A 14,398-nucleotide genomic window follows, 5' to 3' on the forward strand; every position below is an offset into this window, starting at 1 on the left:
CAAAGGGAGGAAGAGTTCTGGCAGGGTTGTTACAGCTCCACAGGTACTTCCGCTTCTCCGCCGCCCAGCGCCTTATAGAGTGAGATCAGGTTATTGACCTTTGCCAGTTTCACCGTGACCAGGTCCTGTTCAGCGCTGAATAGGCTCCTTTGCGCGTCCAGTGTATTGAGAAAAGTATCAACGCCTTCGCGATAGCGGCTGTCCGCCAGCGCATAGCTTTTGCTATTGGCCTGGACGCGCTGGTGTTCGGCAATCACTTGGGCGTCCAGATAGGACTTCGCCACTAACCCATCAGAGACCTCGCGGAAGGCCGTCTGGATCGCCTTCTGATAGTTCGCGACTTCAATCGAGGTCTGGATCTTGGCTACATCGAGGTTCGCTTTGTTACGACCGTAGTTGAAGATCGGAATGTTGATGGAGGGTATGAACGACCAGGCGCCTTGCCCGCCAGCGAACAGGTCGCCCAGCTGGGCGCTGGCCGAGCCAGCGGACGCGGTCAGCGTGATGCTCGGGAAGAACGCTGCCCGAGCCGCACCGACGTTCGCATTGGCAGCCTTGAGCTGGTGCTCCGCTGAGAGGATGTCAGGTCGGGAAACGAGTAGCTCGGACGGCATGCCGGCCGGCAGATCTTCCTGTACCTGTAGTGTGTCCAGTTCAATGGCGGTGAACGCCGTGTCAGGCAACGGCTTGCCAACCAGTAGCACCAGGGCGTTCTTGTCCTGTTCGACCAGGCGCTGATAGCGAGCCTTGGCGGACTCGGCAGTTCTGACGGTGCTTTCAGCCTGCGTCAGGTCCAGTTCAGTCGCAACTTCGTAGTCATAACTGCTCTTGACCAAGGCGTAGCTCTCTTGCTGGCTTGCCAGGGTGCGCTGCGCTATGGCAAGCAATTGCTGGTCAGCCTGGAGCTGGTAATAAGCCGCTGCCACCTGCGCGATCAACGCGATCTTGGCGCTACGTTTTGCCTCGATCGTGGAAAAATAGGTTTCCAACGCCTGCTGGTTGAGGCTACGAACCCGGCCGAAGAAATCCAGCTCGTAGGACGTGAAGCCAAGCCCGGCACTATAGCTGTGCGTCGTTTCTGTCTGGCCTGTGGTACTCAGGTCGTGAGGTATCCGCTGACCGACACCAGAGCCACTGGCGTTGATCGAAGGCAGCAAGTCCGAGCGCTGGATGCGGTAGAGCGCCTGGGCCCGCTCGATGTTCAGGGCGGCCACGCGGTAGTCCCGGTTATTGGCCAGCGCTTGCTGGATAAGCGCCTTCAACCCTTCATTCTGGAAAAACCTCTCCCAGGTGATCTTCGACGCTTCACCCTTCGTCTGCACGCTGTAGGCGGCTTCGATCGGTGCTTGCGGCTGGTGGTACTTCGGTATCAGCGAGCAACCGCTGAATGACAGCAAGGCAACGGCCATTGCTGCATGGTGTAGTTTCTTTTTCATACCTGTGCCTCATGCGTAGCGGCCGCGCCGGCATCTTTCGCAGGTTTCTTGATGAAAAGCTGGCAGATCACGACGTAGAACATCGGCACGAAGAACACCGCGAGGAAGGTCGCCGTGATCATGCCGCCGATGACGCCCGTACCGATGGAGTGCTGGCTACCGGAGCCTGCACCGTTGGAAATGGCGAGGGGCAGTACGCCTAGCATGAATGCCAGCGAGGTCATGATGATCGGACGCAGGCGCAGTCGGGCCGCTTCGACGGCCGCTTCCAGCAATGGCTTGCCGTGTTCCTCATGAAGCGCCTTGGCGAATTCGACGATGAGAATGGCGTTCTTCGCCGACAAACCCACGGTCGTCAGCAGACCGACCTGGAAGAACACATCGTTGGACAAGCCACGGGCCAAGGTCGCGATGACAGCACCGATTACACCGAGCGGTACGACCATCATGACTGCAACCGGAACCGACCAGCTTTCGTACAGGGCCGCCAGGCATAGGAAGACAATCAGGATCGACAGCGCGTACAGAGCACCCGCCTGGGAACCCGACAAGCGTTCTTCATACGAGATGCCGGTGAATTGCAGGCCCACTCCGTCCGGCAACTGCTCCGCGATCTCTTCCACCGCCTTCATCGCGTCGCCGGAGCTGTACCCGAACGCAGGTTCACCCTGGATCTGCACGGCTGGCACACCGTTGTAGCGTTCCAATTTCGGCGAACCGTAGGTCCAGTAGCCACTGGCGAACGACGAGAACTTGACCATTTCGCCGTTGGCGTTGCGCACATACCACTTCTCGAAGTCTTCAGGTGAGATGCGGGATTGAATCTCGCCCTGGATGTAGACTTTCTTTACCCGCCCACGATCGACGAAGTCGTTCACGTAGGCCGAACCCCACGCGGTACTCATCGTCTCGTTGATGTCGGAAATGCTGACCTGCAGCGCGCGTGCCTTCTCGTTATCGATCTTGACTTGGTATTGAGGCTCGTCATTCAGGCCGTTCGGCCGGACGTTCATCAACCGTGGGTCTTTCGCGGCAAGTTCGAGGAGCTGGTCACGCGCCTCCATCAATCGCTTGTGCCCCAGGCCGGTACGGTCCTGCAGGTACATGTCGAAGCCTTTGGCGTTGCCCATTTCCAGGATGGCCGGCGGAACGATGGCGATCACGTTACCGTCTTTGATCTGCGAGGCGCGCGCCTGTATACGTTCGGCCAGCGAGAAGATGGATGTATCGTCGCCGCTACGGGCTTCCCAGGGTTTCAGGCCCACGAACAGCATGCCCGAGTTCTGGCCGCGGCCGGCGAAGTTGAAGCCGTTCACGGTATAGGCGGACTCCACCACCCCGGCCTCTTCTTCGAGCAGGTAATCGCGTATTTCATTGAGCACGACCTGGTTGCGCTCGGCACTGGCGTTCGGCGGCATCTGCACTTGGACGACCATGGTGCCCTGGTCTTCATCCGGGAGAAACGCTGTCGGGATACGCGGGAACAGCAGGGCTACGGCTCCCACCAAGCAGAGGTAGACGACGAAGAACAGACCCTTGCGCTTGAGAATACTGGCAACGCTGGACTGATAGCGGTCCGCGTTGCGGTCGAACATCCTATTGAACCAGCCGAAGAACCCCTTTTTTTCGTGATGGTCATGGTTGACAGGCTTGAGGATGGTCGCGCACAAGGCCGGCGTGAAGATCAGCGCCACCACGACCGAGAGCGCCATCGCGGAGACGATGGTGATCGAGAACTGGCGGTAGATGATTCCGGTCGCACCACCGAAGAATGTCATGGGGACGAACACTGCAGACAAGACCATGGCGATGCCGATGAGTGCGCCTTGGATTTCGCCCATCGACTGTCTCGTGGCTTCTTTGGGTGACAAGCCCTTTTCCACCATGACGCGCTCGACGTTCTCGACCACCACGATCGCATCGTCGACAAGCAAGCCGATCGCCAGGACCATGCCGAACATGGTCAATGTGTTGATCGTGAAGCCGAACGCCGCCAGCACACCGAAAGTGCCGAGCAGCACAACCGGTACGGCTAGCGTCGGGATCAGGGTTGCACGCAGGTTCTGCATGAACAGATACATCACCAGAAACACCAGGACGATCCCTTCGAACAGCGTTTTCACGACCTCATGGATCGAAGCGGAAACCACCGGCGAGGTGTCGTACGGGAACACCACCTTCAGGCCCTTCGGCAAGTAGGGTTCCATCTCGGCAACGGTCTGGCGGACGGACTTGACGGTTTCCAGCAGGTTGGCGCCAGTCGCCAGTCGCCAGGCGCAGGGCAATGGCGGCAGCAGGCTTGCCGTTGTAGGTACCGGAGATCGAGAAATTTTCCGCGCCCAGTCCGACTTCTGCGACATCCTTCACTCGCACCTGCGAGCCGTCCGGATTGACCTTCAGCAGGATGTCTTTGAATTCCTCGGCCGTTTGCATCCTGGAGGTGCCCAGGATCGTGGCATTGAGCTGCACGCCTTTATGAGTCGGCAGGCCACCGAGCGAGCCCGAGGAAACCTGTACGTTTTCAGACTGGACAGCATTGATGACATCTTGCGGAGTCAGCTGGTAACTCACCAGCTTTTCAGGGTCCACCCATATCCGCATCGCGTATTGCGCGCCCAGCATCAGGTAGTCGCCGACACCCTTGGTGCGGGTGATCGGGTCCTTCATGTTCGACACGATATAGTTGCCGATATCGAAATCGTCCATCGAGCCGTCTTCGGAGTACAGGCCCACGATCAACATGAAGTTGACCTGGTACTTGGCCACGCGCAGGCCTTGCTTCTGCACTTCTTGCGGTAGCAACGGGGTAGCTAGCTGCAGCTTGTTCTGCACTTGGACCTGGGCGATGTCGGCATCGGTGCCCTGGTCGAAGGTGACGATGATGCTCAGGCTGCCATCGCTGTTGCTCTCCGAAGTGATGTAGCGCAGTCCGTCAAGGTTGTTGAGCTGCTGCTCGATGACCTGGACCACGGTGTCCTGTACGGTCTGGGCCGAGGCGCCGGGGTAGGTGACGGTGACGATGATGGCCGGAGCGGCGATGTTGGGGTACTGGTTGACTGGCAATTTAAGAATCGACAGTCCGCCCGCCAACATCAGCACAATGGCGATCACCCAGGCGAAAATCGGCCTGTTGATAAAAAAGTTAGACATTTATCGATAGTTCCTTCGCAGGGAAAGCCGCTCGCGCTATTGGGCAGCGCTTGCCATCGCCGGGTTGGGTTCAATGTTTCGCGCAGGAACGGCAGTGACGAGAACCCCATCCTTGATGCGTTGCACACCTTCGGTGACGATCCGTTCGCCTGCCTGCAGTCCCGATGCCACGAGCCATTCGTTGCCAATGGTGCGCAGGACCTTCACCTCGCGCAGCTCGACCTTGTCGCTGTTATCCAGCACGAAGGCGGTGGCCTGGCCTTTCAGGTCGCGGGCGATGCCTTGTTGCGGGACAAGCAGCGCCTTGTCCCGCACGCCCTCGGTCAATTTCGCATGCACGAACATACCGGGGAGCAGGACGTTTTCCGGGTTGGGGAATGCTGCTCGAATGGTGACGGCACCGGTCGTGGGGTCGACGGTAACCTCGGAAAACTTCATGGCGCCGGGGTGACTATAGGTCGAACCATCCTCAAGCTTCAGCTGGACCTTGACTTGGTCAGGGCCAGCCATGGTGAGCTCACCCCGTTCCATCTCGCTGCGCAGCCTCAGCATGTCGACCGAGGCCTGCGTCACATCTACGTAGATGGGGTCGAGTTGATGAATCGAGGCCAGTGCTTCGGCCTGATTCTGGTTGACCAACGCCCCTTCGGTGACAGCCGAGCGGCTGATCCGCCCATCGATCGGCGCCAGCACTTTGGTGTACTCCAGATTGATCTGCGCCATCCTGAGATCTGCCTGCGCTTGCTCCGCAGCGGCGACAGCATCGTCGTACTGTTGGCGGCTGATCGCGCGGCTCTCGACCAGGTGCTTATAGCGTTGGGCCAGGTTGCGCGTGGTGTTCAGGGTCGCCCGGGCCTTATCGACAGCTGCCTGATAAGTCGAAGGGTCGATCTGATAAAGCTGCTGCCCCTTCTTCACCACTGCACCCTCGGTAAACAGGCGCTTGTGAATGATGCCGCTGACCTGTGGACGCACCTCGGCCACACGAAACGCCGAGGTACGCCCCGGCAGGTCGCTGCTGAGCAGCACCCTTTGCGTCTTCAAGGTTACATAGCCCACTTCCGGGGGGTTGGAAGGGGCGGCAGCCTCCTGTTCCTTGCACGCGGACAAGGCCAGCACGGCCATTGGCAGCGCATACAAAAGGTGTCGACGTCTCATTTCCACTTTTCCTCTTCACAAGATGCACGCAACCGTCTGTAGACGGTCATCGAAAGGCTTTAAACCCGTAATGCGATTCGGTGTATCATAATGCGGTTATTTGGTGTGGCGCAATACATCCTGCGAAGCGCCAGTTCGATGAGAGGCGTTGTAGAATCGCGGCCAATTGGAGAACGCTCTGGGCTGCGGCCCATCATGAGAAGGCATATGAGTTACGAAACCGATAAAGACGGCGAGGGGCGGGCAAACGGTATCCAGGTCATCGCGCGGGCTAGCGCCATCATGCGCACGCTAGGTGCCAATCCGAAGGGGCTGTCGCTGGCCTCGATCGCTCAAGAGGTCGGTTTGGCGCGCTCCACCGTGCAGCGAATCGTGGCTGCGCTGGAGGCGGAAGCATTGGTAGAGCCTGCCCGTCCTGGCAATGGCTTTCGCCTCGGCCCGGCACTGGCGCAACTGATCCATCAGAGCCATCGAGACATCATCTCGATCGCGCGGCGTTCGTTGGAGACGCTGTGCAACGAGGTGCAGGAAAGTGTCACCTTGTCCTGCATCAGTGGTAACCAGATCGCGGTCATTGACCGGGTGATTGCCGAACGCGAGTTGCGGGTGGTGTTCCCCATGGGCCAGTCGATGCAAATGCATGCCACCGCTGATGGAAAGGCGCTGCTGTCGACCCTGAGCGACGATCAGGTGAAGGCCCTTCTGCCCGAACCGCTGGCTAAATTGACCGACACCACCTTGGATCTTGATGCGCTGCTTAGCGAACTGGCCACTATCCGTAAGACTGGGATCGCCATCGACAATGAAGAACACACCCGCGGTATCAGCGCTTGCTGCATCTTGATCCCGACGTTCATGGGGCCGCATGCCGTTGCCATCGTTGCGCCTACGGCAAGGTTCGCCAGACGATCCGAGGAGCTCATCAATGCGCTCGTTGAATGCAAGACGACCATCTCGCAGCTTGCGGGTGAGGCCTAGCGCGGCGGGAAATAGGCATGGCCAGAAAAACCAAGCAGGAAAGCCTGAAGACTTACGAGCTGATAGTGGATACAGCGGAGCAGTTGTTCAGCTCGAAAGGGTTTTCCCAGACGACCCTGCATGACATCGCTCAGCAAGCGCAGATGACGCGGGGGGCTATCTACTGGCACTTCAAAGACAAGGCCGAGCTCTTGGATGCCATTCTGGAGCGGGCGCAGTTGCCATGGGACGGCTTGCCACAACGCCCCGACGAGATCGAGACACCTCTGTCGACCACCGAGCTTGCGAAATTTCTGGTCCACTGCATCGAGACGATCATCAAAGACCCTCGGTTGTATCGGGTATCCCAGATTCTGCTGCAGACCACCGAGCTGGTGGATGGGAACCACCGCATCCATGTACGTCTGACTTGCATCCTGGAGCGGATCAGAATCTACATTGCGGCGATGTTGAGTAGAGGCCATGGCAGTGGCTCCGGGACACCCTGCACTCGGGTCGAGAGGGCGGCCAGTTCGGTCAAGACGATGTTGACGGGGGTGATCTATGAATCACTGATCAACCCGGACTACATCGAGCTAAGCCATCTTACCGCGGTGCTGGAGCAAGCGCTGTTATTGGGAGGCCCCGATCCTGCTCAGTGCGCCCCTCGGCGGTAGGCGAGAAACTCACGGCCTTCCCGCGAGTTCAGATTCAATGCCCACACGGGGCGTGGCAGTTCCAGCGCGCCCGACCCCCACTCCTGCAGGTAGGTCAGCGAGAAGTCCACACCGCGTTGGCATGTGGCGTGGTCAAGACCCACGCTGGTCATGGCCATGTGGACACAGGCGTCCATGTAAGCGTTGACGTTTTCCACACCTTGCAGGATGGCCTGGATGCAATGGGCCGAGGCGCCCATGAGGAAGTCAGTGGCAGCGTCAGCGCGCTCGAAAGACAGCAGACCGGCGGCACGTCCGCTTTCCAAGTCGCGGCTCATGTATTCGGCGACCAACGCATGGTGCGGCCAGACATCGACGCGGGTAACGAAGCCTGCCCACTTGCGGTCCAGCAGGGCGCGCACCAGGAATACCCGAAAACCTACCGAGATACGTTTCCAAGGCTCTTCGAGGATGTCGTAGAGCGGCAGGATGTCAGTGGTCATCTGGTTGCTCAGGTCCTGGCCAAGCGCGACCAGTACCTGATCCAGCGAATCGAAGTAGCGGTAAAAGGTGCCGCGAGACACCTTGGCTTCGCGAATCACATCGTCGATCACCGGCGTGGCGCCAGTCGCCTCGGCAAACACGCGCATGGCCGAGTCGAGCAGGCGTGTGCGCATCAGCAGACGCTTCTTTTCCGCCATCTTCGGGCGATGGTCAGGGGTGGTTCGTCCTGGCGGGGAGGGCCGTTCGTGGTCGGGCATGGACTTCATCTCTGAAAGTGACAAAACGTCATTGTGAAAAACTATGCAGGTTGTCGGGTAGATAAATATATTTGATCGAAATGCTTGAATGCGGGAGCGCTATGTCCTACATTGCATACCAATGTCGGAATGACAAGTTTGTTCCATATTTGCTGATTTGTCAGCCCGGCAGTTTCGTCATAAAAACAACAGGAGACGAAAAAATGATCCGTCATGCCTTGACTCCCCGCCTGTCTCGTCCTCTTCCTCCACCCCCGCGCCGCAAGCGCCGTCTTACCTGATACATACCCTACCCGCAGTCATTCCGGTCAATCGGGGAGCAATTGGCGTCGCCAAGCGCCAGAGTGAGCCCGCTTGCCCGTAAGGAACCCGCCTGTCCATCGTGCTTCGGCACTTGGTAGCCGGATCCGTTCGCCCAGAATAAATAGATGACATTTTAGTCATTGTTAAATAAGAAGGTTGAAGCCATGAAAGAAGCGATGAAAGTGTCCGACGTGAGCGTGCTACCAATGGCCGAGCAAGGCCCCACCCTGGAGGAACTGGTCAAGCGCGCCGAGGCGCTGCAGCCATTGTTGAGCCGTAACGCGGTCGAGTCGGAAAGGAATCGCCGCGCCGTCGAAGAGAATATCCAGGCGATCCGCGATGCCGGCCTGTTCCGTCTGATGGTGCCCAAGCGTTTCGGTGGGCACCAAGGCACGCTGCGCTCGCATCTTGAGGTTTCCGCGGCGCTGGCCGAAGGCTGCGGCGGTACTGCATGGGTGGTGGCGCTGAGCAATGTGTGCGCCTGGTTCCTCGGCCTGTTCGACGAGCGCGCCCAGAACGATGTGTTCGGCGCTGACCCGGACGCCCGGGTGGCGGGGGTCTTCAATGCATCGCCGACCACCCGGCGGGTCGAGGGTGGCCTGGTGGTGTCCGGCAAGTGGTATGCCTCTTCCGGCAGCCTGCATTCGGATTGGGCCGTCGTCGGTGCCGAAGAGCGTGACGCCAGCGGCACGGTGGTGGCGCAATACCTGGCATTGATGCCCAAGGCCGACTACCGCATCGATGACACTTGGTTCACTGCCGGCATGCGCGCTTCCGGCAGCAACTGCATCGTGGCCGAGGAGGTGTTCGTTCCGGATTATCGACTGCTGAACCTGGGGGCGGCCATCGAGGGCGAATACGCTACCCCGTTCAAGGACGAGGCCTGCTACCGGCCGCTGTTCGTACCTTTCGCCGCACTGATCCTCAATGGCGCGCAATTGGGCTTGGGCCGGGCAGCCCTGAACTATGTGATCGACCAGGCTCCACGCCGCGCCATTGCCTACACCTCGTTCGAGAAGCAGACCGACTCGGTGGTGTTCCAGACACAGATCGCCGAGGCAGCGCTAAAGATCGACAGCGCTTGGCTACGGGCCATGCGCTGCGCCGATGAGGTCGACGAAGCCGCCCGGCGCGACCTCAAGCTCGATCTTGTCACCCGCGCACGCATCCGTGCTGATGTTGGCCTGGTCAACTCGCACATCACCGACGCCATCAACATCTTGCTGTCCGCTCATGGCGCCGGCAGCTTCGCCGAGAGCAGTCCGATGCAGCGCTGGTGGCGTGACTCCAACACCGCTGCACGGCATGCCGTGGCGCTGCCGGCGATCGGCCTTGAGTTGTATGGCAAGGCGCTGCTGGGCGTGGAAAACACCGTCACGCCACTGATCTGATCGGGAGGAAAACGCCATGGACCCCAAACTTCTGCGTTCGGTGATGGGCCAGTTCGCCACCGGCGTTACCGTGGTGACGTTCGTCGCTGACGGCGAGCCGGCGGGCATGACCGCCAACGCCTTCATGTCGGTATCGCTGGAGCCGCCTTTGATCCTTATCTCGGTGCGCAATGCTTCGCGCTTCAACCAGTGGGTTAAGGAGGGGGTGTGCTATGGCGTCAACTTCCTCGCCGAAACCCAGCGACCGTTGAGTGCCCATTTCGGTGGGCGCCCGGAGGAGGGCTTGGAGCTGCCGTATTGCTTCCACCGCGACACGCCGCTGCTCGAAGGCAGCCTGGTCCATCTGGTGGCACGCACGGTGGACGTGCACCCAGCGGGCGACCACCAGCTGTACATCGGCGAGGTCGAGCACCTGCGCATCGGCGAGCAGCGCAAGCCGTTGCTGTTCTACAGCGGCCGCTACCACCAGGTGCATGCCCGCTCGCCGAGTGTGGAGTGGAGCGGCTGTCGCGACGGCTGGTAGGCCTCTGTACAACCTGACTGAGCGCGCGAACGCATTGGCGGCTCCGTAATGGAGTGCCATCGAGGCGGATCGCGCCTGTGAAACCTGATTGAGCAACATGTCATGACTGCCAAGATCAACGAAATACCTAGCGATCGTACCGAGCAGGACAGCGATCGCCAGGAAACCCACGAATGGCTCGATGCGCTGGAGGCTGTCGCGCGCAGCGCCGGTGGCGAGCGCGTCGACTTCCTCCTGCAGCGCCTGGCCGAACATGCCAGCCATCTGGGCATACGCCCGATGGCGCATCCCTATTCGTTGTACCAGAACAGCATTGCCCTGGCCGATCAGCCTGCCTTCCCAGGCGACCTCGCCATGGAGGAACGCATCACCTCGATCATTCGCTGGAATGCCCTGGCCATGGTGGCGCGGGCCAACAAGGCCTATGGCGAGCTGGGTGGTCACATCGCCAGCTACGCCTCGGCGGCGGAAATCTTCGAGGTCGGCTTCAATCACTTCTTCCGCGCCGACAGTGCCGCTGGCAAGGGTGACCTGGTGTATTTTCAACCGCACTCGGCACCTGGCGTCTACGCTCGCGCCTACCTTGAAGGGCGCCTGGAGGAGGACCAACTGCAACGCTACCGCCAGGAGGTGGATGGCGGTGGCCTGTGTTCCTATCCGCATCCCTGGTTGATGCCGGACTTCTGGCAGTTCCCCACGGGTTCCATGGGTATCGGCCCGATCAGCGCCATCTACCAGGCGCGCTTCCTCCGCTACCTAGAGCACCGCGGCATCGCCGACACCGCCCAGCGCCATGTCTGGGGCGTGTTCGGCGACGGCGAGATGGACGAGCCAGAGTCTCTCGCCGCCCTTTCTCTGGCCGCCCGCGAGAAGCTCGACAACCTGACCTTCGTGATCAACTGCAACCTGCAGCGCCTGGACGGCCCGGTACGGGGTAATGGGCAGATCATCCAGGAGCTGGAAGCGCTGTTCAGCGGTGCCGGTTGGAATGTGATCAAGGTGATCTGGGGCTCGGACTGGGACGCGCTGTTCGCCCGCGACCGCAACCATGTGCTGCTGCGCCGCTTCGCCCACACCGTCGACGGTCAGTACCAGACCTTGGGGGCCAATGACGGCAACTACAACCGCGCGCACTTCTTCGACTTGGACCCGGAGCTTCAGGCCCTGGTCTCGCACATGAGTCCCGAAGAGATCGACGGCTTGCGCCGTGGTGGCCACGACTTCCGTAAACTCCATGCAGCGTTCGCGGCCGCACAGCAGCACCAGGGAAGGCCGACAGTGATCCTGGCCAAGACCAAGAAAGGTTTCGGTATGGGCCAGACAGGCGAGTCGCGCAATACCTCGCACCAGCAAAAGAAGCTCGACCTCGATGCGCTCAAGGCTTTTCGCGATCGATTCGCTTTGCCGCTGGACGATGCCGCACTGGAAGAAATGCGCTTCTACAAGCCAGCCGAGGACAGCGCCGAACTGCGCTACCTGCGTGCGCGCCGCGAAGCCCTCGGTGGTTATCTGCCGCGTCGCGTCGGCCAGGCCGAGCCGCTGACGCTGCCCGCGCTGGACAGCTATGCCCAGTTCGCCCTGCAGCCGGACGAGCGCGAAAGCTCGACCACCACGGCCGTGGTGCGGTTGTTCTCCAACCTGCTCAAGGACAAGCAGCTAGGGCCGCGCATCGTGCCCATAGTCGCCGACGAGGCACGCACCTTCGGCATGGCCAACCTGTTTCGGCAGATTGGCATCTATTCGCCGGCCGGCCAGCTCTATGAGCCGGAAGACGCCGGGGCGATGCTCTATTACCGGGAAGCACGCGATGGCCAGTTGCTGGAGGAGGGTATCACCGAGGCCGGGGCGATCTCTTCCTGGGTCGCGGCGGCCACCTCCTACAGCGTCAATGGCGTAGCCATGCTGCCGTTCTACATCTACTACTCGATGTTCGGTTTCCAGCGTATCGGCGACCTTATCTGGGCCGCCGCCGACCAGCGTGCCCGCGGCTTCCTCATCGGCGCCACTGCTGGACGCACCACCCTGGCCGGGGAAGGCCTGCAGCACCAGGACGGCACCAGCCAGTTGATCGCTTCCACCGTGCCGAACTGCCGTGCATACGACCCGGCTTTCGCCGCCGAGGCGGCGGTAATCATCGACCATGGCAGCCGGCGCATGCTCGAAGTGCAGCACGACGAGTTCTATTACCTGACGGTGACCAACGAGAACTATGTGCAGGCACCGCTGCAAGCTGCGCAGCACGCCGACGTGATCAAGGGCATGCGCTTGTACGGCCAGCGCGGGGAAGGCCAGCCGGCAGTGCGCCTGCTCGGGTCCGGGGCGATCCTGCGCGAGGTGATAGCGGCTGCAGAGCTACTCGCCGAGGAGTGGGGCGTGGCCAGCGAGATCTGGAGTGTCACCAGCTTCTCGGAGCTGGCCCGCGAAGCCCGCGAGGTCGAGCGCCAACAACTGTTCGGCGCAGACGTCAGCGGAATCAGCCACCTCCAAGCCTGCCTGCCCGGCACCACCCCGGTGGTGGCCGCCAGCGACTATGTGCGCGGTTACACGCAACTGATCGCACCCTATCTCCAGGCCCCGTACACCGCCCTTGGCACTGACGGCTTCGGCCGTAGCGACACGCGCCCGGCGTTGCGCCGCTTCTTCGAGGTGGACCGTCAGCACATCGTCTTGGCGGCGTTGGCCGCCATCGACCGCGACAAGCATGCCCAGGCCCGCGAACGCTATGCCATCGACGGCGCTGCCGCCGCGCCCTGGAACCGTTGAGGAGTTAATGCCATGCAACAACTGAAGGTTCCGGATATCGGTGACTTCAAGGACCTGCCGGTGGTCGAGGTGCTGATCAAGTCCGGTGACATGGTCGCGCTGGAGCAACCATTGATCGTGCTCGAGTCCGACAAGGCGGTGATGGACGTGCCCAGCACCATGCAGTGCGTCATTCGCCAGGTGCTGATCAAGCCGGGTGACAAGGTGTCGCGCGGTAGCGTGATCGCCGATATCGAGCTGGCTGGGGAGGGGGCTGCCGCACCTGCTCCGGCGCCTGCGCCTGCCGAAACCGCGCCGATCGTGACGAGCCCAGAGCCAGTGGTCTCCGCTGCCGCAGTTGCCGCGCCTAGCGCTGCACCTGCCGCCGCCAGCGAAAACGTACGCAAACCACAACTGGCCCTGGCCGGCCCGGCCGTGCGCAAGTTGGCGCGGGAGCTGGCCGTAGACCTCGACCAGGTGCCGGCCAGCGGCCCCAACGGCCGATTGCTGCGCGAGGACGTGCTGGCCTTCGTCAAGGCCCAGCGTGAGCGACCCACGGCTACCGCCAGCAGTGGTGAAGGGTTGAACCTGCTGCCCTGGCCAGAGGTGGACTTCAGCCAGTTCGGCCCGGTCGAGCGCCGTTCGCTGTCGCGCATCAAGCGCCTCTCGGCGGCCAACCTGCACCGTAACTGGGTGCGGATTCCCCACGTCACCAACCACAGCCAGGCCGATATCACCGAGCTGGAGGCCCTGCGCGTGCAGCTCAACCAGGAAGCGCGCGACGGCCAGGCCAAGGTCTCCCTGCTGGCGTTTTTGATCAAGGCCTGTGTGGCGGCGCTGCAGCGCTTCCCGCAGTTCAACGTGAGCCTGGAAGGCGACGAGGTGGTGCAAAAGCATTACTTCCACATCGGTTTTGCCGCCGACACGCCCAATGGCCTGGTGGTGCCGGTGATCCGTGATGCCGACCGCAAGGGCATCGCCGCGCTGGCTGCGGAAATGGCCGAGCTCTCGCAGCAAGCGCGCGCCGGCAAGCTGTCGCCGGCACAGATGCAAGGCGGCTGTTTCTCCATCTCGTCCCTGGGCGGCATCGGCGGCGGCCATTTCACCCCGATCATCAATGCGCCCGAGGTGGCGATCCTCGGCGTCGGCCGCGCCGAGCTGCAACCCCGCTGGGACGGCAGCAGCTTCCAGCCACGCTTGCAGTTGCCGCTGTCGCTGTCCTGGGACCATCGCGCGGTGGACGGTGCCGAGGCAGGGCGCTTCCTCGCTTATCTGGTGACGTTGCTCGGCGACTTTCGCCGGGTGCTGATCTGACTACAAC

9 protein-coding genes and 1 pseudogene are annotated in these 14,398 nt (G+C 61.2%); 6 read left to right on the top strand and 4 right to left on the bottom strand.

Annotated elements, in window-relative coordinates; all coding sequences use genetic code 11:
* Positions 1-29: 29 nt before the first annotated feature.
* The 3 genes and pseudogenes from ACYU03_RS12380 to ACYU03_RS12390 form a co-directional block, all read right to left on the bottom strand.
* Positions 30-1,436, bottom strand: a complete 1,407-nt coding sequence (locus tag ACYU03_RS12380; RefSeq protein ID WP_461891112.1) for an efflux transporter outer membrane subunit — start codon at positions 1,434-1,436, stop codon at positions 30-32.
* Positions 1,433-4,586, bottom strand: a pseudogene (locus ACYU03_RS12385) (efflux RND transporter permease subunit). Before ACYU03_RS12385 ends, ACYU03_RS12380 begins: the two are co-directional and overlap by 4 nt.
* 36 nt (positions 4,587-4,622) lie before the next feature.
* Complete coding sequence (locus tag ACYU03_RS12390) at positions 4,623-5,744, bottom strand: efflux RND transporter periplasmic adaptor subunit (protein WP_461891114.1); 1,122 nt, start codon at positions 5,742-5,744, stop codon at positions 4,623-4,625.
* A gap of 207 nt (positions 5,745-5,951) precedes the next feature.
* Here ACYU03_RS12390 and ACYU03_RS12395 point away from each other — a divergent pair, with 207 nt between their 5' ends.
* Both ACYU03_RS12395 and ACYU03_RS12400 read left to right on the top strand, forming a co-directional pair.
* A complete protein-coding gene (locus tag ACYU03_RS12395; RefSeq protein WP_461891116.1) occupies positions 5,952-6,722 on the top strand; it encodes an IclR family transcriptional regulator in 771 nt (256 codons plus the stop codon).
* 17 nt (positions 6,723-6,739) lie between these two features.
* A complete protein-coding gene (locus tag ACYU03_RS12400) occupies positions 6,740-7,378 on the top strand; it encodes a TetR family transcriptional regulator (RefSeq protein ID WP_461891118.1) in 639 nt (212 codons plus the stop codon).
* Here ACYU03_RS12400 and ACYU03_RS12405 read toward each other — a convergent pair.
* Positions 7,357-8,118, bottom strand: a complete 762-nt coding sequence (locus ACYU03_RS12405) for a TetR/AcrR family transcriptional regulator (protein ID WP_461891119.1) — start codon at positions 8,116-8,118, stop codon at positions 7,357-7,359. The genes ACYU03_RS12400 and ACYU03_RS12405 overlap by 22 nt on opposite strands.
* A gap of 467 nt (positions 8,119-8,585) precedes the next feature.
* Here ACYU03_RS12405 and ACYU03_RS12410 point away from each other — a divergent pair, with 467 nt between their 5' ends.
* From ACYU03_RS12410 to aceF, 4 genes are all read left to right on the top strand, one after another.
* Positions 8,586-9,812: an acyl-CoA dehydrogenase family protein gene (locus ACYU03_RS12410; protein ID WP_461891120.1), complete on the top strand. Its 1,227-nt coding sequence runs from the start codon at positions 8,586-8,588 to the stop codon at positions 9,810-9,812.
* Positions 9,813-9,828: 16 nt separating this feature from the next.
* A complete protein-coding gene (locus tag ACYU03_RS12415; RefSeq protein ID WP_461891121.1) occupies positions 9,829-10,335 on the top strand; it encodes a flavin reductase family protein in 507 nt (168 codons plus the stop codon).
* A gap of 102 nt (positions 10,336-10,437) precedes the next feature.
* Positions 10,438-13,098: an alpha-ketoglutarate dehydrogenase gene (mdeB, locus tag ACYU03_RS12420; RefSeq protein ID WP_461891123.1), complete on the top strand. Its 2,661-nt coding sequence runs from the start codon at positions 10,438-10,440 to the stop codon at positions 13,096-13,098.
* 12 nt (positions 13,099-13,110) lie between these two features.
* On the top strand, positions 13,111-14,391 hold the full coding sequence (aceF, locus tag ACYU03_RS12425) for a dihydrolipoyllysine-residue acetyltransferase (protein ID WP_461891125.1): 1,281 nt from the start codon (positions 13,111-13,113) through the stop codon (positions 14,389-14,391).
* Positions 14,392-14,398: the final 7 nt, after the last annotated feature.

The organism is Pseudomonas sp. X10 (assembly GCF_054889225.1).